The sequence below is a fragment of the Pseudomonas sp. Sample_16 genome (genome assembly GCF_004307665.1).
Taxonomy (GTDB): Bacteria; Pseudomonadota; Gammaproteobacteria; order Pseudomonadales; family Pseudomonadaceae; genus Aquipseudomonas.
In genome coordinates, this window is sequence record NZ_RCOB01000020.1 from 1 (window position 1) to 21,619 (window position 21,619).

A 21,619-nucleotide genomic window follows, 5' to 3' on the forward strand; every position below is an offset into this window, starting at 1 on the left:
AGTCCTTGAGCGTAACCTCTCTCTTTGGACTCAGGGTCAACATACAAGGAGCGAGGCTTGCCCGCGAAGCTTTTTATCCACAGATCTTTTTATCGCGCCGCGCTTGACGAAGTCTCATCGATAGGTTTTGATTGCTTCCGTTATCTTTCGAATCGAAACTTATCTAGCCATGTCGAAGCGCAACACTCCTCAACGCCGTCATAACATCCTTGCTTTGCTCAATGAACAGGGCGAAGTCAGCGTGGATGAGTTAGCCAAGCGCTTTGAGACTTCTGAAGTTACGATTCGCAAGGACTTGGCTGCACTCGAAAGCAACGGCCTGTTGCTGCGTCGTTACGGCGGTGCAATCACCATGCCCCAGGAATTGGTGGCCGATATGGGCCAGCCTGTCTCCAAATACAAACAAGCCATCGCCCGCGCGGCAGTGACGCGAATCCGCGAACATGCGCGCATCATCATCGACAGCGGCAGTACGACGGCGGCGATGATTCCGGAACTCGGTCAACAACCGGGCCTGGTGGTCATGACCAATTCCCTGCATGTCGCCAACGCACTGAGCGAACTGGAACACGAGCCGGTGTTGCTGATGACCGGTGGTACCTGGGATCCGCATTCCGAGTCCTTTCAGGGGCAGGTTGCCGAGCAAGTACTACGCTCTTACGACTTTGATCAATTGTTCATCGGTGCCGATGGCATCGATCTGGTTCGCGGTACAACCACTTTCAACGAATTGTTGGGGCTGAGCCGGGTGATGGCTGAAGTCGCCCGCGAAGTGGTCGTGATGGTGGAAGCCGACAAGATCGGCCGCAAGATTCCCAACCTGGAACTGCCCTGGAGCAGCGTCCATACCCTTATTACCGATGATCGTCTGCCGGTGGAGGCACGCGTTCAGATTCAGGCCCGCGGCATCAATTTGATTTGCGCGGCAGTCAGTCAGGAGAAATAACATGTGTGGAATTGTTGGCGCAGTCGCAGAACGTAACATCACCGCGATCCTGGTCGAAGGCCTCAAGCGCCTGGAATACCGTGGATACGACAGTGCCGGTGTAGCGGTCTATACCAATGACGAAAAACTCGAGCGCATGCGCCGCCCGGGCAAAGTCAGCGAATTGGAGCAGGCACTGGCCGAAGAAGCTCTGGTGGGTCGTCTGGGTATCGCTCACACCCGTTGGGCCACCCATGGCGCGCCGTGCGAACGCAACGCTCACCCGCACTTTTCCGGTGATCTGGCTGTTGTGCACAACGGCATTATCGAAAACCACGAGGCGCTGCGCGAACAACTTACAGCCTTGGGTTACGTATTCACTTCCGACACCGATACCGAAGTGATCGCCCACCTGCTGAGCCACAAACTCAAGGAGCTGCGCGACCTGACCGTGGCCCTCAAGGCGACCGTCAAGGAGCTGCATGGCGCTTATGGCCTGGCGGTGATCTCAGCCCAGCAGCCGGACCGTCTGGTTGCCGCGCGCAGCGGCAGCCCGCTGGTGATTGGCCTGGGCCTGGGAGAAAACTTCCTGGCGTCTGACCAATTGGCCCTGCGTCAGGTCACCGATCGTTTCATGTATCTGGAAGAGGGCGATATCGCCGAGATTCGTCGCGACAGCGTGCAGATCTGGGACGTGAACGGCCAAGCGGTAGAGCGTCAGACCGTGCAATACAGCGACGGCGCTGAAGCTGCCGACAAAGGCGAGTTCCGTCACTACATGCTTAAGGAAATCCACGAACAACCGTCCGTGGTGCAGCGCACTCTCGAAGGGCGTTTGAGTCAGAATCAGGTACTGGTGCAGGCTTTCGGCCCGCAAGCCGCTGAGTTGTTCGCCAAAGTACGCAATGTGCAAATTGTCGCCTGTGGCACCAGTTATCACGCCGGCATGGTCGCCCGTTACTGGCTTGAAGAGTTGGCCGGCATTCCGTGCCAGGTCGAAGTCGCCAGTGAATTCCGCTATCGCAAAGTCGTGGTGCAGCCAGACTCGCTGTTCGTGACGATCTCTCAGTCTGGCGAAACCGCCGACACCCTGGCAGCGCTGCGCAACGCCAAAGAGCTGGGTTTTCTTGCCAGCCTGGCGATCTGCAACGTCGGCATCAGCTCGTTGGTGCGTGAATCCGACCTGACGCTGCTGACCCAGGCTGGACGCGAAATTGGTGTGGCGTCGACCAAAGCCTTCACCACGCAATTGGTGGGCCTGCTGTTGTTGACCCTGTCGTTGGGCCAGGTGCGCGGCACGTTGGCCGCAGGCGTTGAAGCCACCCTGGTCGAAGAGCTGCGTCGCTTGCCGACTCGCCTCGGTGAGGCGCTGGCAATGGACAGCACCGTAGAAAAAATCGCCGAACTGTTCGCCGAGAAAAACCACACGCTGTTCCTCGGCCGCGGCGCGCAATTCCCGGTGGCGATGGAAGGAGCACTCAAGCTCAAGGAAATCTCCTATATCCACGCCGAAGCCTATCCGGCCGGCGAGCTGAAACACGGCCCGCTGGCGCTTGTGGATAACGACATGCCGGTGGTGACCGTCGCACCCAACAACGAATTGCTGGAAAAGCTGAAATCCAACCTCCAGGAAGTTCGCGCCCGCGGTGGTGAATTGATCGTTTTCGCCGACGAGAAGGCTGGCATGACCAACGGCGAAGGCACTCATGTTGTGCAGATGCCGCACATCCACGACATCCTGTCGCCGATTCTCTACACCATCCCGCTGCAACTGCTGTCGTATTACGTCGCGGTACTCAAAGGTACGGACGTCGACCAGCCGCGTAACCTGGCAAAATCGGTGACTGTGGAATAAGTTATCCACAGCTGATTCAACCTCCAAAATCGCAGCCCAAGGGTTGCGATTTTTTTATCTGAATCGAGGACACTCCATGGACCGCTTTCAGGAAATGCAGGTCTTCGCCGCGGTCGCCCAGGACCAGGGTTTTTCGGCGGCAGCGCGGCGGTTGGGGTTGTCGGCGGCCAGTGTCACCCGGGCGGTGGCGGCGCTGGAGAAACGCATTGGCACGCCGTTGCTCACACGCACTACGCGCAGTGTGCACCTGAGTGAGGCCGGCCAGCGTTATCTTGAAGACTGTCGCAGAATTCTTGCTGAAGTGCAGGAGGCCGAGGATTCAGCGGCAGGCAGTCATGCTCAGCCGCGTGGGCAACTGACAATCACGGCGCCGGTGTTGTTTGGTGAATTGTTTGTCACTCCATTGATGGTGGATTTTCTTACACAATTCCCGGACGTCACGATCAATGCGCTGTTGGTTGACCGTGTGGTGAATGTGGTGGAGGAGGGCATCGATGTGGCTGTGCGCATCGGTGAGCTGCCGGATAGCAATCAGCACGCCATTCGCGTGGGTGAGGTGCGGCGGGTGGTTTGCGTATCACCGGCATTCCTGGCGGCTAATGGACATCCGACTCACCCGCAGGATTTGGCTCGAGGACCGGTTATCGCGACGTCTGCGACGGGCCAGTTACGCAGTTGGCCGTTTCTGGAAGGGGGCGAGCCCATCAGTGTGCGCACCGATCCCCGGTTGGTCGTTACGGCGAATCAGGCGGCGATCACCGCGGCTTGCCTTGGCTTGGGTTACACCCGGGTCTTGTCTTATCAAGTGGCACGCAAAGTCGCGGCAGGGGAGCTGGAAATTGTCCTGGCGAATTTCGAGATGCCTCCCTTGCCTATCCATGTGGTGTACCAGGGCGGACGCAAGGCTGCGGCGCGGGTTCGCAGTTTTGTCGACTTTACTGTCAAGGCGTTGAGGGAACATCCAGCCCTGCAGGTCTGATACGTTATTTCGCTGGATGAAATAATGGATTGCGTTTGTTGGTTATTCTGTTGTTTTGGTGACTGATGGAAGATGGCCCCCCAAGGTGCTGATCTCCCTGAACAACACCACTCAAGCGCGGAGTCGATCATGCAAGCCATCAAACTCTACAATTTTCCCCGTTCCGGCCACGCCCATCGTGTGCAGCTGATGCTGTCCCTGCTGCAACTGCCGACCGAGTTGATTTTGGTCGACCTCGCCAAAGGCGAACACAAAAAGCCCGAGTTCCTGGCGCTCAATGCTTTTGGCCAGATTCCGGTGCTTGATGATCAAGGTGTGGTGTTGGCGGATTCCAACGCGATCCTGGTGTACCTGGCGCAAAAATATGGCAATGGTCGTTGGTTGCCCACCGATCCGGTCGGCGCTGCCAAAGTCCAGCGCTGGTTGTCGGCCGCTGCCGGCCCTATCGCCTTTGGTCCGGCCAGGGCGCGTTTGATCACGGTGTTTGGTGCGCCTTACAACCCTGACGAGGTGATTCCTTATGCCCACAGCGTGCTCAAGGTCATCGATAAGGAATTGGCCAACACTGAATTTCTCGTCGGTAACGAACCTACCATCGCCGACGTAGCGGCCTACAGCTACGTTGCCCACGCACCGGAAGGCAATGTGTCGCTGGACGAGTACGCCAACATCCGCGCATGGTTGGCACGGGTCGAAGCCTTGCCTGGTTTTGTCGGCATGCCGCGCACGGTTGCCGGTCTGCAAAAAACAGCCTGACGTTTGTGGCCCGATGATCGGGCCCTTCACGCTGTGCCATTGGCGCAGGGGAGAAGCCGTGATGGACCGTTCACCGTGGCATGCTGGCGAAAGAGAGTTACAGGCGCATATCGGAGTTGGCGAGCGCATGGAGGCAGTAGGTCGCAGGGTTATTCGCGATTACATGCCGGACCAGCACCGCACGTTCTACGAGCAATTGCCGTTCATGTTGTACGGTGCGGTGGATGCAAACGGCAATCCGTGGGCCAGTGTGCTTGAAGGTGAAGCTGGTTTTGCTCATTCACCTGAGCCGCAACTGTTGCAGTTCAGCAGCGTGCCAGCAGCGGACGACCCGGCGCAATTGAGCGATGGCGCGGCAATCGGCCTGCTGGGTATTGAATTGCACACCCGGCGGCGTAACCGCATCAACGGTCATATCGGCGCAATGACGTCGAACGGTTTTACGGTGACGGTTGATCAGTCGTATGGCAATTGCCCGCAGTACATACAGTTGCGGCAGTTTCGCTCGGTGCCGCTGGCGGATGCATCAACGCGTCCCGCGCAGTACCTCAATGAACTGGACGCAGCAGCCAGAGCTGTGATCGCCGAGGCTGATACCTTTTTTGTCGCCAGCTATGTGGACGTCGATGGCGTTCGCTCGGTGGATGTTTCACACCGTGGCGGACAGGCAGGTTTCGTTCACATCGAAGGGAATTGCCTGACCATTCCAGACTTTGCGGGCAACCTTTTTTTCAACACTTTGGGCAACTTGCGGGTCAATCCAAAGGCCGGTTTGTTATTCATTGATTTCAATTCGGGTGACCTGCTGCAACTCAGCGGGCGCACCGAAATTATCCTGGAAGGACCACAGGTAGAGGCCTTTCAAGGTGCCGAACGTTTGTGGACGTTCCACGTGGAACATGTTGTTCGCAGACCTGCTGCTCTTGCATTGCGTTGGCGTTTCGACGGCGTTTCACCCACCAGTCTGCTAACAGGTACTTGGGAGCAAGCCAAAGCTCGCCTGCAAGCCAAGGCTTTAGGTGATCAATGGCGGCCATTGCGTGTCGTACGAATCGAAGCGGAAAGCCAGAACATTCGCTCGATTTACATGGAGCCCGCAGACGGAGCAGGGCTGCCGTTGTTTCAGGCCGGCCAGCACTTACCGTTGCGGTTCAACATTGATGGTGAGGTGCATATCCGCACTTACAGTCTGTCGAGTGCGCCATCGGATGATTTTTTCCGTATCAGCGTGAAGCGTGATGGACGGGTGTCTTCACACCTGCATGAACACATTCGCGTCGGTGATCTGCTTGAAGCCCGAGCACCCCAAGGCCATTTCACTGTGGCCGCCAATGAGCGTCGGCCACTGGTACTGTTGGCTGCCGGAGTGGGCATTACGCCGCTGCTGTCGATGTTGCGTGAAGTGGTCTACCAAGGCTTGCGCACCCGTGGGATTCGTCCGACCTTGTTTTTGCAGAGTTCGCGTACCTTGGCGGATCAACCATTTCGTGCGGAAGTGGATCGCTTGCTCGAGCACGCCGGTGATGCGGTCAAGGTGATACGTTTGCTCAGTCAACCGGAGCCGAACGCTCTGGAAGGTGAAGACTTCGATTCGATCGGGCGTATCGATGTCGCACGGCTCACGGAATTGCTTGAAGTTGAAGACTACGATCAGCTGGATTTCGTCTTGTGTGGTCCCGGCAGTTTTACCCAGGCGATGTATGACGGCCTGCGTGAGCTGGACGTCCGCGATGTGCGGATTCACGCCGAAACCTTTGGCCCTTCGACGTTGCGCCGCCAGCCCGATCCGGATGCAATAGTAATCGAGCAACCACCGGCCGCCACCACGTCGGTGCCGGTGGTGTTCGAGCGTTCCGCCAAAGAGGCGCGTTGGCAACCCGAGGGCGGCAGCTTGCTGGAGCTGGCAGAAAGTCGTGGTTTGCAGCCCGAATTCAGTTGCCGTGGTGGCTCTTGCGGCACCTGTAAAACCCGTTTGATCAGCGGCCAGGTGCATTATCCACAACCACCAGCGGAGATACCGGAGGAGGGCGAGGTGTTGATTTGCTGTGCAATTCCGGCTCAGGGCGCGCAGCCTTTGGTACTTGATTTGTAGTTGCTGACAAAGGCTTCTACGAAGGAGCGGGTTCAACTCACAGGAGCTTTATGGTTTTTTTCGTTCGGCTGGTGTCGCTGCTGACTGCACTGACACTGCTCAATGGCTGCGATCAGCGGGAGGCGCCCCCGCTCGATCAGCAGCTGTACATCTGGCAGCGACAATGGACCCCCTCCCATGAAGCAGCGCTGCGCGACAGTCGCGCAGATTTTTCCACCCTGCGTGTGCTGGCATTGCAGGCATTTCCCCAGGCCCGATGGCATCGGGCGCTGATTGACCCTGAGCTGCTCAAGCACGATGGTCGGCCGCTGATCGCAGTGATTCGCCTCGATGGCCAGCTCAAGTCGCTGGATCAGAACGAAGTCACGCTGCAGATTCAGCAGGTGCTCAGCGACTGGCAGACACAAGGATTGACTGTCGCAGGTCTGGAGATCGATCACGACGCCGGCAATGCGCGGATTTCGGCCTATCGAGAGTTTCTCCTGCATTTGCGCACGGTACTGCCAGTCTCAATGCCACTGAGCATCACTGCGTTGCCGGCGTGGCTTGGTAGTGCGGAGCTGCCCGCATTGTTAGCCGCGGTCGACAGCAGTGTGTTGCAGGTTCACGCGGTGAGCGATCCTCGCCGTGGTTTGTTCGACCCCGACCAAGCCCGGCAATGGACGAACGCCTGGAGCCGAATAACCAAAAAACCTTTCTATCTGGCGCTGCCGGCATACGGTGTGGCGTTGTTGCCGAATGACGGCGGTGCGCCGGTCGTGGAAAGCGAAACTCGAATCGAACGTGACGGCAAGCGTCAGGAGTTGCTGGCCGATCCCCAACAATTGAGTCAACTCGCTGCACAATTGCGAAACGACCCTCCGAATCATCTGGCCGGATTGATCTGGTTTCGCCTGCCACTGGCCAACGACCGGCGGGCGTGGAGCCTGACTACTTTGCGCGCCGTGTCGCGGGGAGATGCGCTCCATAATCGGCTTACGCTGAGTTTCACGGAGCACCAGGGCCTGTATGACGTGAGCCTGATCAATCAGGGCAACCTCGACAGCGCCTGGCCCGAACGCATCACTGTCGCAGTGCAAGGCTGTGATGGCGCCGATGCACTCGCCGGTTATGCGTTGCAACAAGGCCCGGATCTGCTTACCTTCACCCGCTTGCGTGAGGGGCGGATTGCAGCCGGCGGACAACGCGCCGTTGGTTGGGCTCGCTGCAGCAAAATTGATCAAGGAGCTTCGAATGTTCACCCGTAACTGGCCGCGTCATCTGCTCTGCCTGAGCCTAAGCCTGCCAATGGGTTCGGCGTTGGCATGCGGGCCGGAATTCCCGATGCGCCTGCTGGATAACCGTGGTCAATCGTTGGCGGAGCTGCCGGAGGGCAACTTCAACTTCGAGATCAGCCGACTTGGGCACCGGATTGCCGGTTTGAATAACGTCAGCGCAACCACTTACAGCATGGATGGGCCAGACTACTCAGAGCAACGCAACCAGGCTGAACAGGCGGGTTTGACGCCGGCGCAGCAGGCATTGGTCAAGCAGCTGCGTAGCCTGACCAATGCCTCGCAGGTTGAAGTACAGGGCGCGAACTTGCCCGACGAAATCCGTTTTTATCTGGCCGGTGCGGTGGCGTTCAACGTGGGTGACCATGGGCTGGCAGCCGAATACTTCGAAAAAGTGCTGGCGCTGCCCGCGGATCAACGCGCTTTGCGCAGTACCTGGGCAGCGTACTCGCTGGGCCGGGCGCGATTCGTCATGAGTGCCGAGGCCGGTGCGACTCCTGATTTGCTGGCGCAAGCTCGCAAGGCATTTGAGCAAACACGGCAACTGAGTATCGACGGCTTCAGTGATCCGCTGGAACTGGGTGTGGCCAGTCTCGGCGAAGAGGCCCGCGTAGCCCGCACCGCCGGCGACTGGAACACGGCCATCGAACTCTATGCCACGCAGAACCTGCACGGTTCGGCGGTGGGCTACACCTCACTCAAGCTGTTGGTGGCTGACTTGGCGGCCATGCCCGAAGAGCAGTTGGCCGAACGACTCAAGGGCAAACCGGTACAGCAACTGGTAACGGCATCGTTGATCAGTCGACTGGGCTGGTCGTTCGGTGAACAACCGGCAAACGAATTGAAGCTGATTAAATTGCTGCAAAACAGCACGCGGGGCAGCCTCGCTAATGCGGATCGGCTGGCGGCGGTGAATTATCAACAGGGCGATTTCGCCAGCGCCAAGGCATTCGTTGAACACGCAGGTGACGGTGGGCTGGCGTGGTGGTTACGCGCCAAGCTGGCGCTGCGTGATGGCGATAAAACTGCTGCGGCCGCGGCGTATGCCAAGGCGGCGCAGGCCTTTCCTCAGAATGAATCCTGGGGCGATCGGCGAACGCCGGACTTCGATTATGAAACGCTGCAACCCAAATGTCGGGTTGATGGCGAAAGCGCGATTCTGGCCCTGCAACGCGGGGATTATCTGCAAGCGTTCGACCAGCTTTATCGCAGCCAAAGTATCTACTGGTTTGACGCGGCGACGGTGGCCGAACGTGTGCTGACGCTCGACGAACTCAAGCATTACGTCGACACCCAGGTTCCAGCGCCACCCCCGCTCAGCCAGCATGACCGCGACAACTATGTGCCCTTGCCAGTGGCAGCGAGCCTGCGCAATTTGCTGGGCCGTCGGTTGTTACGCGAAGGGCATTATGAAGATGCGCCCGCCTATTTCGATAACGACGGGTTGCGCCACAAGGCCAGGCTGTATGGCGAGAAACGCCTGGCGGCCGATGCCGCTTGGTGGCCGACCCGCCGCGCCGCCGCTCTGTTCAACGCTGCGTGGACTGCACGTGAGTGGGGGATGGATATTCTCGGTTACGAAATGGCCCCGGATTTCGCCACCTTCGCCGGCAACTACAGCCTTGAAAGCACAGAGCTGAAAGTCGGGCCGCTGGTGGCTGAAGACGAAGTGAAGCGTCAGCAGGCCAGCGCTGCCCAGCCTGATCAGCGTTATCACTACCGCTTTGTCGCCACACAATTGGCCAATCGCGCTGCGGATAATCTGCCGCATACCAGTCAGGCATTTGCTGCTGTGCTCTGTGAAGCGGCCGGTTGGAACAGCAGCCTTGCAGATCAAAGTGCGCTCTACCAACGCTATGTCAAAGACGGGCCTTTTGTGGAATGGGCGGCGGACTTTGGCAACCAATGCCCGTATCCCGATTTCGAGAACGCCGATAAACGCTATGTCACCCAGGTTACCGATGCCGCTCGCTCTGCATTGCGTCCATATAAGACGCCTTTGCAGGTAGGTAGCGTTGTTGCGGTCACGGCAGCGGCACTGTTGCTGATCAATCGCCGCCGCCGTAAAGCGCAGTAAGGTTCAAGCCTGTTGCACAAAGGTCAGCCGTACGGCGAAACCGATCAACAGGCTACCGAATAACCATTGCTGCAAGCGCTGGGCCGAAGGGCTGCGTTGCAACCAGCGGCCGAGCGCTGTACCGATCAGGGCATAGGTGCTGTCGAAGAGCAAACCGACGCCGACCAGCACACCACCCAACACTGCAAATTGCGCGAGCACCGGCCCGGCCTGTGGGTTGATGAATTGCGGCAGTAACACGGAACAAAACAGCAGCGCCTTGGGGTTGAGCAGGTTGGTCAACAGACCGCGACGGATCGCTTCGCGCCAGCGGGCTTTCTGTATCGGTTGATGGCTGTGCAAGGCCGGCAGCATCGTCGTTCGCAGGCATTGAATGCCGATCCACAGCAGATACGCGGCACCCGCCAGTCGCACCACGTCGAATGTCCAGGGCGCCGCTTTGAACAATGCCGCCAGCCCCAGCGCCGCCAGTACAACGTGACAGCCGCGGGCTACGGCGAGTCCCACCGCTGTGGCGAGTGCCGCTCCTTTTCCCTGACGAGCACCGGTCTGCAGCAGCAGGATCATGTCAGGACCAGGCAACAGGTACACCACGGCCAGTGCCATGAAAAACAGCCAGAGTCCCGCCATGTCACACCCCATTTGTTGTCGATTTGGTAGGGCCAGTGTAGGGCGCAAGGGCAGGGCAGGTGCTTGCGTAGTTTGCTTCAAGATTGGGCTTTGTTGGCATAATCTGCCATGAACAGAACACATGACCATCGGAATCTGCCAAACATGAAACTGGATGCCTACGATCGCAAGATTCTCGCTGCACTGCAGCGCGATGGTCGCTTGACCAACGTGCAATTGGCCGAAGAGATCGGCCTGTCGGCGTCACCCTGTTTGCGACGGGTACGCATGCTCGAAGAAGCCGGGGTGATTCGCGGTTATCAGGCCAACCTCGATCGCGATGAAGTCGGTCTTGGGTTGACGGTGTTTGTTGGCGTGAAGGTCGAGCGTCACAACGACGAACAGGCCGAGTCGTTTCGCCTGGCGGTCACGGCTTTGCCTGAGGTGATCTCGGCGTTTCTGGTGTCAGGGGAATCGGATTTTCTGTTGCAAGTGGTGGTGCCGGATCTGCGCGCGTACGACCGCTTTCTCACCGGATGCCTGTTGAAGTTGCCGGGTGTGAGCGATATCCGCAGTAACTTTGCGATCCATACGGTGAAAGCACCGGGCCCGCTTCCGTTGACGCATTTGCCTGGCTGAAGTGAATAGCTCGCCGCCTGCCGCAGGCTGCGAGCTTTTGATGTTGTTACATCTGGGTTGCCATTCCCTCCACATTCATCGCGGCCTGTCGCAAGGCTTCAGAACGGGTCGGATGCGGATGGCAGGTCAGGGCTATGTCTTCGGCTGACGCGCTGAACTCCATGGCCACGCAATATTCGCCAATCATTTCACTGACGCTCGGGCCTACCAGATGCACGCCGAGGATCTCGTCGGTGCGCTCATCGGCCAGCACTTTGGCAAAGCCCTCGGTCTCGTGATTGATTTTCGCCCGGCTGTTGGCGGTGAAGGGAAACTTGCCAACCTTATAGGCACGACCCTCGGCCTTCAGTTGTTCCTCGGTTTTGCCAACGCTGGCCAGTTCCGGTTTGGTGTAGATCACGTTGGGGATCAGCTCGTAATTAACCTCACCGGCCTTGCCAACGATCTGCTCGACACACGCCATGGCTTCGTCTTCAGCCTTGTGCGCGAGCATCGGACCTGATGTCACGTCACCAATGACCCAAATGCCAGCGACTTCGGTGCGGTGACCCTTGTTGGCGAGCATGCCGCGCTTGTCCGTGGCCAAGCCAACGTTCTCCAGGCCCAGGCCCTGTGTATAAGGTCGGCGTCCGATGGCCACCAACACATAATCAGCGTCGAGCACTTCGGCGGTACCACCAGCGGCCGGTTCGACGCTGAGCTGCACACCCGTGGCAGATGTCGTCGCGCTCGTCACCTTCGAACTCAATTTGAAGCTGATCCCCTGTTTGCTCAAGGAGCGTTGCAAGGTTTTACCTGTTTCACCATCCACGCCAGGGCAGATTCGATCGAGGAACTCCACCACTGTCACCTTCGCGCCCAGACGCCGCCATACCGAGCCAAGCTCCAGGCCAATCACGCCGGCGCCGATGACCACCAGGTGTTTCGGTACTTCCGTCAGCGACAGGGCACCCGTGGAGTCGAGGATGCGTTTGTTATCGATCTCGACACCGGGCAGGGGAGTCGGCTCGGAGCCCGTGGCGATGATGATGTCCTTGGCGCTCAGTTCGGTCGTGCCGCCAGCAGCATCCGTGACGCTGACTTTGCCCGGCCCGTCGATTCGGCCCCAACCTTTGATCCAGTCGACCTTGTTTTTGCGAAAGAGAAATTCGATGCCTTTGGTCAGCCCAGTCACGCTTTCATCTTTCTGCTTCATCATCTGCGCGAGATTGAGGCTCGGTTTGACCTCAATGCCGAGATTGGCGAATTCTGCGCCCATGGCTGCGTCGTAGAGTTCGGAGGCATGCAGTAATGCCTTGGACGGCATGCAGCCAACATTCAGGCAGGTGCCACCAAGGGTGGCGCGCCCTTCCACGCAAGCCGCTTTCAAACCGAGTTGACCCGCGCGAATCGCTGCGTTGTAACCGCCGGGGCCACCGCCGAGTATCACGACGTCGTAAGTGCTCATGGATCTTCTCCTGGATTGAAAGGGATCGGAGGGGTAACCGTAGCCTTTGAGTAAAATTACGAGCGTAATATGTGCGTCCGACGCATTCCGGTCAAGGCTTTGCCTTCGCTGCGCAAAATTCAGTGTGGTTCCACGTGGAACAAATGCTGGGCTGAGAACATTTTCATCCAGTAGCGCAGTACGGGTAACAATTGTTAGAACTGTCCGTCGTGGCCGTAGTCATTTAAGTGAGGGCACGGCATTTTGTGCATTCGCTCCTTATGAGTCATTACGGCGCGAATCATGGAAAACGGCGATTAATTGAATAGCCTGCTATTTTTCCAAGATGGTCTACCCTCTGATCAGACGTCTGAAACAAGGGGGGAATCTCCATGCTCGCGCAACTTCCACCGGCCTTACAGAATCTGCAGTTACCGCTACGCCTGCGACTCTGGGATGGCCATGAGTTCAATCTGGGGCCGACGCCCAGCGTCACGATTGTGGTCAAGGACCCACAAATGGTTACCCAGTTCACCCATCCCAGCCTGGATGCGCTTGGCGCGGCATTTGTCGAAGGCAAACTGGAGCTGGAAGGCGCCATCAGCGACGTTATCCGCGTCTGCGATGAATGGAGTCAGGCGTTGCTGGATGAGGACGATGGCAGCCAGCCTGTGCGTACCGTCCACGACAAGGAAACTGACGCCAAGGCGATCTCCTACCATTACGACCTCTCCAATGCTTTTTATCAGCTGTGGCTCGACAGCGACATGGCGTATTCCTGCGCGTACTTCGAGACCGGCAGTGAATCGCTGGAGCAGGCTCAACAAGCAAAATTCCGTCATCTATGCCGCAAGTTGCGACTGCAACCTGGCGAGTATCTTCTGGATGTCGGCTGCGGTTGGGGTGGTTTGGCACGTTATGCGGCCCGTGAATTCGGCGCGAAGGTGTTCGGCATCACGCTCAGCAAGGAACAACTCGCGCTGGCCAGGGAGCGGGTCAAGGCTGAAGGCCTGGAGGATTTGGTCGAACTGCAACTGCTCGACTACCGCGACCTGCCGCAGGACGGCCGATTCGATAAAGTCGTCAGCGTTGGCATGTTCGAACACGTGGGGCACGCGAATCTTGCCGAGTACTGCAAAACCCTGTTCGGCGCAGTGAAGGAGGGTGGTCTGGTGATGAACCACGGGATCACCGCCAAACACACCGACGGGCGCCCGGTAGGACGGGGGGCTGGCGAATTCATCGAAAAATACGTATTTCCCAACGGCGAGTTGCCGCACCTGGCAATGATCTCTGCCGAGATCAGTGAAGCGGGTCTGGAGATCGTCGATGTCGAGAGTCTGCGCCTGCATTACGCGCGCACGCTGGATCACTGGAGCGAACGCCTGGAAGACAACCTTGAAGCCGCCGCCAAACTGGTGCCTGAACAGGCGTTACGCATTTGGCGTCTATACCTGGCCGGGTGCGCCTATGCCTTCGCTCGCGGCTGGATCAATCTGCACCAGATTCTCGCGGTGAAGGCGCATGCCGATGGCAGTCATGAACTGCCATGGACGCGGGACGATATCTACAATCCTTAAAGTATCGGTGAAATAAGCCGGGCGACCCGCATACCGACCTGTTGCAGGTGGCGAGTCTCCCGGCCCTCCTCTTTGGCGATTTCGTGGGCTTGGGCAAAGTCATCGTTGAGCATCTGCTCCACTTCGCCGGCAAATGTGCTGTCGACCGTCAGCAACATCACTTCGAAATTCAACCGGAACGAGCGGTTATCCATGTTGGCGCTGCCAATGGCGCTGATCTCACTGTCGATCAACACCACTTTCTGATGCAGGAAACCCGGCTCATAGCGGAAAACCCGTACGCCGGCGCGCACGGCTTCAAAGGCATAGAGGCTGGAGGCGGCGTAGACGATTCGGTGGTCAGGCCGCGACGGCAACAGAATTCGCACATCGACACCACGTAATACCGCCAGCCGCAGGGCGGCGAAGACGGCTTCGTCGGGTATGAAGTAGGGACTGGTGATCCACACGCGTTCTGTCGCCGCGTGGATGGCCTCGACGAAGAATAACGAACAGGTCTCGTAGGGATCCGCCGGGCCGCTGGCGAGCATTTGACACAGTACGCCGTCGTCCGGGTACACCTCCGGCAGGATCAGCGGCGGCAACGAACGGGCTGCCCAGAACCAGTCTTCGGCGAAGGATTCCTGCATGCAGGCCACTACCGGTCCACGCACCTGTACATGAGTATCGCGCCAGGGCGCCAAGGGTGGTTTCTCCCCCATGTACTCGTCGCCCACGTTGTGCCCCCCGACGAAGCCGATAACGCCGTCGACTACCACGATCTTGCGGTGGTTGCGGAAGTTGACCTGGAATCGATTCAACCAGCCGCTGCGAGTGGCGAAGGCTTTGACCTCGACACCGGCGTCACGCAGTGACTGAACATAGCTGTGTGGCAAAGAGTGGCTGCCGATTCGATCATAGAGCAGATAGATCGCCACGCCTTCAGCTGCTTTTTCCAACAACAGTTTATGCAGGCGCTGGCCGAGACGGTCGTCGTGAATGATGAAAAACTGGATCAGCACCGCTTCCCGGGCTTGGCTGATGGCATCGAAAATCGCATCGAACGTTGCCCGGCCATTGATCAACAGTCGTACGTCGTTGTTGGCCAGGCACGGCATGCGCCCGAGCTTGGGCATGGCCCTTAACGACGCGTAAGCGGTGGAAGCACGAGCGGTTAGCGCCTCTTCAACCCACGGCCGCCAGTTGAGCTCAGAAATTGCCTTGCGCATTTCTTCGTTGGCCTGACGTCGGGCCTTGATGTAACCATCGAAGGTGCTGCGACCGAACACCAGATAGGGGATGAGTGTCAGGTAAGGCATGAAGACCAGTGACAGCGCCCAGGCAATCGATCCCTGAGCGGTTCGAACGGTCAACACGGCATGAATTGCTGCAATCGTGCCCAGGGAGTGCAGCAGGGCGATGGTGTAGCCAAAAATATGCGGTCCGAAATAATCCATGGGGGCAGCCTTGCTCCTGAAGATTCAATGCTTAACAGACCATGTTCCGGGCAGAATGTCGCTATTTAATTGGCCCATGAACCGAAGCTTGCGGCTGACGTCTAACGGCCACCAATGATCAGGAGTTACACGATGAACGTTCGTCTGCTGGGTTTGGCCATCACGCTGGGTTTGGCACTTCCTGTGGCCGCTCAGGCGCAGATGCTGCAACCGGGTTTGTGGGAATTGACCTCGAGCAACATGAAGGTCGATGACCAGAACCTGCCGGATCTGCAACTGATCCTCGGTCAGATACAAAGCCAGATGACCCCTGAACAACGGGCACAGCTGGAAAAACAGGGCATCACCATGGGGGGCAAAGGCATTCGCGCGTGCCTGACGCCGGAACAGGTCAAGACCGACAATATTCCGCTGACCGATCCGCAATCAGGCTGCAAGCAGGAAATCACCGAGCGCACCGGCAATCAGTGGAAATTCCGTTTCAGCTGTCCAAAAGCGCAGGGCGCGGGTGTCGCCACGTTCCTCAGCGACCGTGAGTTCACCACCAAGGTCAATGGCACGTTCAATGCCACCGGCATTCAGCAAAAGGGTAGCCTCGATACCCGCGCCGTATGGCTGGGGCAGGATTGCGGCACAGTTAAACCTCGGGCATAAAAAATTCGCGGGGTGCAGGCTCCCACGGGTCACGCCCTTGGGAGCTTCAACCACCGGCCATGCCGGTGGAGCTCAGCCATTCACACACCGCTTCAACCTTCATCCTGCCAAAATCCTCCCCGCTGTTACTGCGCACACTGACAAAGCCACCCGCCTTTTCCTTTTCCCCCACGACCACCAGGTACGGCACGGTTTGACGGTGCTGGCGAATCTTGTAGCGGACCTTTTCGTTACGCAGGTCCGACAGGGCGCGAACGCCGCCACGACGTAACGTCTCGGTAACGGTGTGCGCGTAGTGGGCCTGGCGATCATCCATGCTGACGACCATCACATGCGCTGGCAGGCGCCAATACTGCAGCTCCTGATGACTGGACCAGCACGTTCCATAGACCCGTTGTTGCAAGGTGCCGCTGACGTGATCCAGGGCGAATGCCTGCAGTACCCTGGTGGTTGGGACATGCGGGCCGGTGGTCCAGTACTCGGTTTCACCGAGGCGATAGAGGGAAAGACTTTCCGACGACGATGTCGCCTTGCGGCGGATTGAATGGTTGGTTGCTGCCAGCGATTGCATGCGCGCTTCGATGAGCGGCAAATCGGCCGCGGCGAGGGCTCGCTCGACGGCAAACTCGCAAAAGAATCCGTCACCCAGTGCCGAGCCCACGCGCATTTGCGCATGCGGATGAAGTTGTTTGACGGCCATCGCCAGCATCAGCGTGCAGGACCGGCGCAGGATCTCCAGGCCGTCCGGCTCCTGCGGCGTGACTATGCTGACCCGGGCATTGGCTGCGACCAGGAATTCGCAATCCACCAAGACGCCGTTGACGCGTCCGGCCACCGCCGCGTTGGCCAGCCCCAGGCCAATACTTGCGGCGATTTCATGCACGGTCAGTGGTTGGTCGTACTCACGCAATGAACCATCGGGCAGGGTGATCTGGATCATGATTATTGTTCTCGAATACTTCGATCACACGCGCTAGCGGTTTAACCATAGAACCAAATCCCGTCCGCTGTCATGTAGACATTTGTCGAGGTTCGATTCGTCCGGATGGTCATCCGAAAGCAGGCTCAATTGCCCAACGCCGGGATTGGCTATGAGGTATCGCAACGATGCTTCGCCTTACCCAATCAGGCAGGGTTAGCCCCTCATGAGCGAGCCCATTATCGAAACACCATCACAATGTTATGGTATAACATGATTATCGCGATCGTTATTCGTGAAGAATTTTTCATGTTTGGCAAGCCCCGAGGGTTGACCGGGCTTTCTATGAGGAGCAACTGATGGCAAATCGCTTACCTGTCACGGTCCTGTCGGGCTTTTTAGGGGCCGGAAAAAGTACACTTCTTAATTACATACTACGTAATAGAGAAAACCTTCGGGTTGCGGTTATCGTCAATGACATGAGTGAAATCAACATTGACGGCGGCGAGGTGCAGCGCGATGTCAGCCTTAATCGCGCCGAAGAAAAACTCGTTGAAATGAGCAATGGCTGCATCTGCTGCACCTTGCGTGAGGATTTGCTGGAGGAGGTCGGCAAGCTTGCCAATGAGGGACGCTTTGATTACCTGTTGATCGAATCCACGGGCATTTCCGAGCCGCTACCCGTCGCGGAAACCTTCACGTTCCGCGACGAAAACGGGCAAAGCCTCACGGATATTGCGCGGCTCGATACCATGGTCACCGTGGTCGATGGCATGAATTTCCTGATCGATTACCAAGCCGCGCAAAGCCTCGCATCCCGAGGCGAAACGCTGGGAGAAGAAGATGAACGCGCGATCACCGACCTGCTGATCGAGCAGGTGGAGTTCGCTGATGTGATCCTGATCAGCAAGATCGACCTCATCAGCAGTGGCGATCGGGATGAGCTGATGGCGATCCTGAAACGGCTCAACGCCCAGGCTGAGATCATTCCAATGGTCATGGGCGAAGTGCCGCTCGGCAAAATCCTCAATACCGGTCGCTTCGACTTCGACAAAGCCGCTCAAGCGCCTGGCTGGTTGCGTGAGTTACGCGGCGAACATGTTGCTGAAACTGAAGAGTACGGCATTGCCTCCAGCGCTTATAGGGCACGTCGCCCCTTTCATCCGCAACGCTTTTTCAGTTTCATTGACCAGCCATGGGTCAATGGCAAACTGCTGCGTTCCAAGGGGTACTTCTGGCTGGCCAGCAAACATATGGATGCCGGAAGCTGGTCCCAGGCGGGAGGATTGGTGCGCCATGGTTTCGCCGGGCGCTGGTGGCGCTTTGTGCCGAACAACCAATGGCCGCAGGACGAGGAAAGCACAGCCGCCATTATGGAAAACTGGACCAGCGACACGGGAGATTGCCGCCAGGAACTGGTCTTCATCGGTCAGAACATCGACTTCAAACAACTCACTGCAGAGCTCGACGATTGCTTGCTGACAGACGCTGAAATGGCGCTGGGAGTCCAAGGCTGGCGAATGCTCCCGGACCCCTTTGGCCCTTGGCATGAAGAGGCCGCCTGAGCTTTCCATTGACCCCGTTCAGAAGTCGTGGGTTGCTGCTGTCGCTTAACAACGCTGGAGCAGCACGCCGCTCAAGGCTTCAGCCAGGTGCCCTGGCTTTGCGCATCGCAGTACGGCTGCAAATACGCCGCATCGGTGGCCACGCCGTAATAGTGAATATCCTGCCGGTAAGGCATATTGGCGACTTGAGCGTTGCTGCACACGCCGAACGCTCCTGCAGGGCACTGGTCGACGTATTGCACGTCGACCTTCTGCCCGGCCAGGTTCGGTTGGCAGAAGCCGTCGGCGAACAGTTTTTGCGGGATGTTGCGGTTCTGCTGGCAGACTTTGACGTCGAGTCGTTCCGCCTGGCTATGGACAACGCAGGCCTGCGCCAGCGCTTCGCCACTGGCAAGCGTCAGCAGAAACGCCAATCCAATCCACCGCATCCTTACCTCCTCAGAAACCTTCGATCATGTTGCAGAACATTCCCACCCATGTCATCGCCGGGCCATTGGGGGCCGGCAAGACCAGCCTGATCAAGAACCTGCTGGCGCAACGTCCCGCGGATGAACGCTGGGCAGTGCTGATCAACGAGTTCGGTCAGATTGGCATCGACGCTGCACTGCTCACCCAGGAAGACGATGGTATCGCACTGGGGGAAGTGGCCGGGGGGTGTTTGTGTTGCGTCAACGGTGCGCCATTTCAGGTCGGTCTCGGGCGTCTGCTGCGCAAGGCGCGGCCGGATCGATTGTTCATCGAGCCTTCCGGCTTGGGGCATCCGATGAATTTGCTCAAGCAGTTGAGCGAGGCGCCATGGCGAGGCGTGTTGAGTTTGCAACCCTGTGTGCTGGTACTCGATGCGCAAGCGCTTGTAGCGGGCAAGCCGCTGCCTGAGGCCCAACAGGAGGCGCTGAACAGTGCGGGATTGTTGCTGATGAACAAGTCTGAAGGACTTGCGCAAGCGGACCGGCAGCGAATTGCCGCCACGTTGCCGATGCGTAAACTGCATTGGACGCAACAAGCTGCGCTGTCTTTGAGTGAGTTGCCCGGGCTGGTTTCGCGAGCGGTGGCGGGTGTGGATAACTTTGTGATGCCGAAAAGTCTGGCGCAGCTCGCGGCGATCTGGAGCGACCCGGTTCTGCCGATCTGTTTAAGCCAGGAACAGGAGGGTGGCTGGAGCATCGGCTGGCGCTGGCATCCGAGCCAGGTCTTTGAGGCCGCTCTCGTTGCGCGCTGGCTTGAAAGCCATTGCTGGCGGCGTGCGAAGCTGGTTATTCACAGTGACAAAGGCTGGATATCGGCCAACGCGCTGGATAATTCCGTGGTGGCGTGGCAACCGAGTGAATGGCGTAAGGATTCGCGGATTGAATTGATTTTCAGTGCGCCGCAAGACCTCGAAGTGCTGCAAATAGGCCTGGCCAACTGCCGGAGGCATTGAAGATCACAACCGCCACTTGTTGTGTTCCTGCCGCCAATGATTCAGCTCGATCACCTGAGCGCTTGGCTTGACCACATCGACCACAGGGGGCGTGTCGTCAAACGGCATCGGGTACGGCGCCAGTTCGATTTGCGCGCTGTGGGCACCGAACTGAGTGATGGTGCCGTTATGCCGCGTTTCGCCGGTGACCGTGAATTCAAAGTTATACACACGGGCCAGACGTCGCCGGCCAGCGGCATCCTTGATGAAGCCCATTTTTTTCAGCGCCACGTTGCCATCGAGCAGCTCGATCCCCAGGTTGCTGCAATGCTGCTTGACCCGCTCCAACGCACGTTCGCGCAAGCCGTGGTTGTGCCAAAGCCAGGCGCCAGCAGTGGCGAGCAGCATCAGCACGAAAATATTTCCAAGGGTCAGCATCAACAGGGCGCTCCAACAAGATAGTGTCAGCTTAACTGCGTCGCCGGTCTGTCGTACAGACTGCGTTTAGTCGCATACTGCGCCGCTCGAATTTCAATCGTTTTACGGAAATCTCACCGCATGAAACGTACACCCCATCTGCTCGCTATCCAGTCCCACGTGGTGTTCGGTCACGCTGGCAACAGTGCCGCGGTTTTCCCGATGCAGCGGGTCGGGGTGAATGTCTGGCCGCTGAACACCGTACAGTTCTCCAACCACACACAGTACGGGCAGTGGGCCGGTGACGTGCTGGCGCCGCACCAGATCCCTGATCTGGTCGAAGGCATCGCGGCGATTGGCGAGCTGGGCAATTGCGACGCAGTGCTCTCGGGCTATCTCGGCAGCGCGGCGCAGGGCCGGGCGATTCTCACAGGGGTGGAGCGGATCAAGTCGATGAATCCCAACGCGCTGTACCTGTGTGATCCGGTCATGGGTCATCCGGAGAAGGGCTGCAGCGTGCCCGCGGAAGTCAGCGATTTTCTGCTGGAAGAAGCCGCCGCCGTGGCTGACTTCATGTGTCCGAACCAACTGGAACTCGACAGCTTCTCGGGGCGCAAGCCGCAATCGCTGTTTGATTGCCTGGCGATGGCGCGCTTGTTACTGGCACGCGGGCCGAAGGCGGTGTTGGTCAAACATCTGGACTACCCGGGAAAAAACCCGGACGTCTTCGAAATGCTGCTGGTGACAGCGCAAGGCAGTTGGCACCTGCAACGCCCGCTGTTGGCGTTTCCGCGCCAACCTGTGGGCGTTGGTGATCTGACGTCCGGGTTGTTCCTGGCGCGTGTGCTATTGGGCGATAGCCTGCTGGCAGCTTTCGAGTTCGCCGCATCGGCGGTGCACGAGGTGTTGCTCGAGACTCAGGCCTGCGCCAGCTATGAGCTGGAGCTGGTGCGCGCGCAGGATCGGATTGCCCATCCGCGGGTGCGGTTCGAGGCGACATCGATCAGCCTTTGATCG

19 protein-coding genes are annotated in these 21,619 nt (G+C 58.3%); 13 read left to right on the forward strand and 6 right to left on the reverse strand.

The window, feature by feature from the left end; genetic code table 11:
* Positions 1-169 precede the first annotated feature (169 nt).
* The 7 genes from D8U69_RS02250 to D8U69_RS02280 all read left to right on the forward strand — a co-directional run bounded on the left by D8U69_RS02250 (position 170) and on the right by D8U69_RS02280 (position 9,958).
* Positions 170-946, forward strand: coding sequence for a DeoR family transcriptional regulator (locus D8U69_RS02250; protein ID WP_056854272.1), 777 nt, complete (start codon positions 170-172; stop codon positions 944-946).
* A 1-nt stretch (position 947) separates the two neighbouring features.
* Positions 948-2,780, forward strand: coding sequence for a glutamine--fructose-6-phosphate transaminase (isomerizing) (gene glmS / locus D8U69_RS02255; RefSeq protein ID WP_130906596.1), 1,833 nt, complete (start codon positions 948-950; stop codon positions 2,778-2,780).
* A gap of 76 nt (positions 2,781-2,856) precedes the next feature.
* A complete protein-coding gene (locus D8U69_RS02260) occupies positions 2,857-3,759 on the forward strand; it encodes a LysR family transcriptional regulator (protein WP_056854298.1) in 903 nt (300 codons plus the stop codon).
* Between the two features lie 129 nt (positions 3,760-3,888).
* Positions 3,889-4,515: a glutathione S-transferase gene (locus D8U69_RS02265; protein WP_130905476.1), complete on the forward strand. Its 627-nt coding sequence runs from the start codon at positions 3,889-3,891 to the stop codon at positions 4,513-4,515.
* 61 nt (positions 4,516-4,576) lie between these two features.
* The gene (locus D8U69_RS02270; RefSeq protein ID WP_130906597.1) at positions 4,577-6,607 is read left to right on the forward strand and encodes a pyridoxamine 5'-phosphate oxidase family protein; all 2,031 of its coding nucleotides are present in this window, start codon (positions 4,577-4,579) and stop codon (positions 6,605-6,607) included.
* A gap of 50 nt (positions 6,608-6,657) precedes the next feature.
* Complete coding sequence (locus D8U69_RS02275; protein ID WP_130906598.1) at positions 6,658-7,854, forward strand: DUF3142 domain-containing protein; 1,197 nt, start codon at positions 6,658-6,660, stop codon at positions 7,852-7,854.
* A complete protein-coding gene (locus D8U69_RS02280) occupies positions 7,841-9,958 on the forward strand; it encodes a hypothetical protein (protein WP_130906599.1) in 2,118 nt (705 codons plus the stop codon). The genes D8U69_RS02275 and D8U69_RS02280 overlap by 14 nt, the downstream gene beginning before the upstream one ends.
* Before the next feature lie 3 nt (positions 9,959-9,961).
* Here the strand turns inward: D8U69_RS02280 and D8U69_RS02285 are convergent, their stop codons facing one another.
* Complete coding sequence (locus tag D8U69_RS02285; RefSeq protein ID WP_056854303.1) at positions 9,962-10,588, reverse strand: LysE family translocator; 627 nt, start codon at positions 10,586-10,588, stop codon at positions 9,962-9,964.
* A gap of 144 nt (positions 10,589-10,732) precedes the next feature.
* Between D8U69_RS02285 and D8U69_RS02290 the strand changes: the two genes are divergently transcribed.
* Complete coding sequence (locus tag D8U69_RS02290) at positions 10,733-11,206, forward strand: Lrp/AsnC family transcriptional regulator (protein ID WP_130906600.1); 474 nt, start codon at positions 10,733-10,735, stop codon at positions 11,204-11,206.
* 46 nt (positions 11,207-11,252) lie between these two features.
* Here the strand turns inward: D8U69_RS02290 and lpdA are convergent, their stop codons facing one another.
* Positions 11,253-12,653 (reverse strand): dihydrolipoyl dehydrogenase, encoded by a 1,401-nt coding sequence (gene lpdA / locus D8U69_RS02295; RefSeq protein ID WP_130906601.1) that lies wholly within the window; start codon positions 12,651-12,653, stop codon positions 11,253-11,255.
* Between the two features lie 371 nt (positions 12,654-13,024).
* Here lpdA and cfaB point away from each other — a divergent pair, with 371 nt between their 5' ends.
* Positions 13,025-14,212: a C17 cyclopropane fatty acid synthase CfaB gene (gene cfaB, locus D8U69_RS02300; protein WP_130906602.1), complete on the forward strand. Its 1,188-nt coding sequence runs from the start codon at positions 13,025-13,027 to the stop codon at positions 14,210-14,212.
* Here cfaB and cls read toward each other — a convergent pair.
* Complete coding sequence (gene cls, locus D8U69_RS02305) at positions 14,209-15,648, reverse strand: cardiolipin synthase (protein WP_130905470.1); 1,440 nt, start codon at positions 15,646-15,648, stop codon at positions 14,209-14,211. The genes cfaB and cls overlap by 4 nt on opposite strands.
* Before the next feature lie 132 nt (positions 15,649-15,780).
* Here cls and D8U69_RS02310 point away from each other — a divergent pair, with 132 nt between their 5' ends.
* Complete coding sequence (locus D8U69_RS02310; RefSeq protein WP_056854308.1) at positions 15,781-16,302, forward strand: DUF3617 domain-containing protein; 522 nt, start codon at positions 15,781-15,783, stop codon at positions 16,300-16,302.
* Positions 16,303-16,348: 46 nt separating this feature from the next.
* Here D8U69_RS02310 and D8U69_RS02315 read toward each other — a convergent pair whose 3' ends face one another.
* Positions 16,349-17,242 (reverse strand): His/Gly/Thr/Pro-type tRNA ligase C-terminal domain-containing protein, encoded by an 894-nt coding sequence (locus D8U69_RS02315; protein WP_130906603.1) that lies wholly within the window; start codon positions 17,240-17,242, stop codon positions 16,349-16,351.
* Between the two features lie 338 nt (positions 17,243-17,580).
* Between D8U69_RS02315 and zigA the strand changes: the two genes are divergently transcribed.
* On the forward strand, positions 17,581-18,786 hold the full coding sequence (gene zigA / locus D8U69_RS02320) for a zinc metallochaperone GTPase ZigA (protein ID WP_130906604.1): 1,206 nt from the start codon (positions 17,581-17,583) through the stop codon (positions 18,784-18,786).
* Positions 18,787-18,857: 71 nt separating this feature from the next.
* Here zigA and D8U69_RS02325 read toward each other — a convergent pair whose 3' ends face one another.
* Positions 18,858-19,214: an NADH:ubiquinone oxidoreductase gene (locus D8U69_RS02325; protein WP_130906605.1), complete on the reverse strand. Its 357-nt coding sequence runs from the start codon at positions 19,212-19,214 to the stop codon at positions 18,858-18,860.
* Positions 19,215-19,240: 26 nt separating this feature from the next.
* Here D8U69_RS02325 and D8U69_RS02330 point away from each other — a divergent pair, with 26 nt between their 5' ends.
* Complete coding sequence (locus tag D8U69_RS02330; RefSeq protein WP_130906606.1) at positions 19,241-20,206, forward strand: CobW-like GTP-binding protein; 966 nt, start codon at positions 19,241-19,243, stop codon at positions 20,204-20,206.
* 3 nt (positions 20,207-20,209) lie between these two features.
* On the opposite strand, the gene D8U69_RS02335 is transcribed toward D8U69_RS02330, so the two are convergent.
* Positions 20,210-20,623, reverse strand: coding sequence for a DUF3301 domain-containing protein (locus D8U69_RS02335; protein ID WP_130906607.1), 414 nt, complete (start codon positions 20,621-20,623; stop codon positions 20,210-20,212).
* 120 nt (positions 20,624-20,743) lie between these two features.
* On the opposite strand from D8U69_RS02335, the gene pdxY reads away from it, so the two are divergent.
* Entirely contained in the window at positions 20,744-21,616 is an 873-nt protein-coding gene (pdxY, locus tag D8U69_RS02340) for a pyridoxal kinase PdxY (protein WP_130906608.1), read from the forward strand.
* Positions 21,617-21,619: the final 3 nt, after the last annotated feature.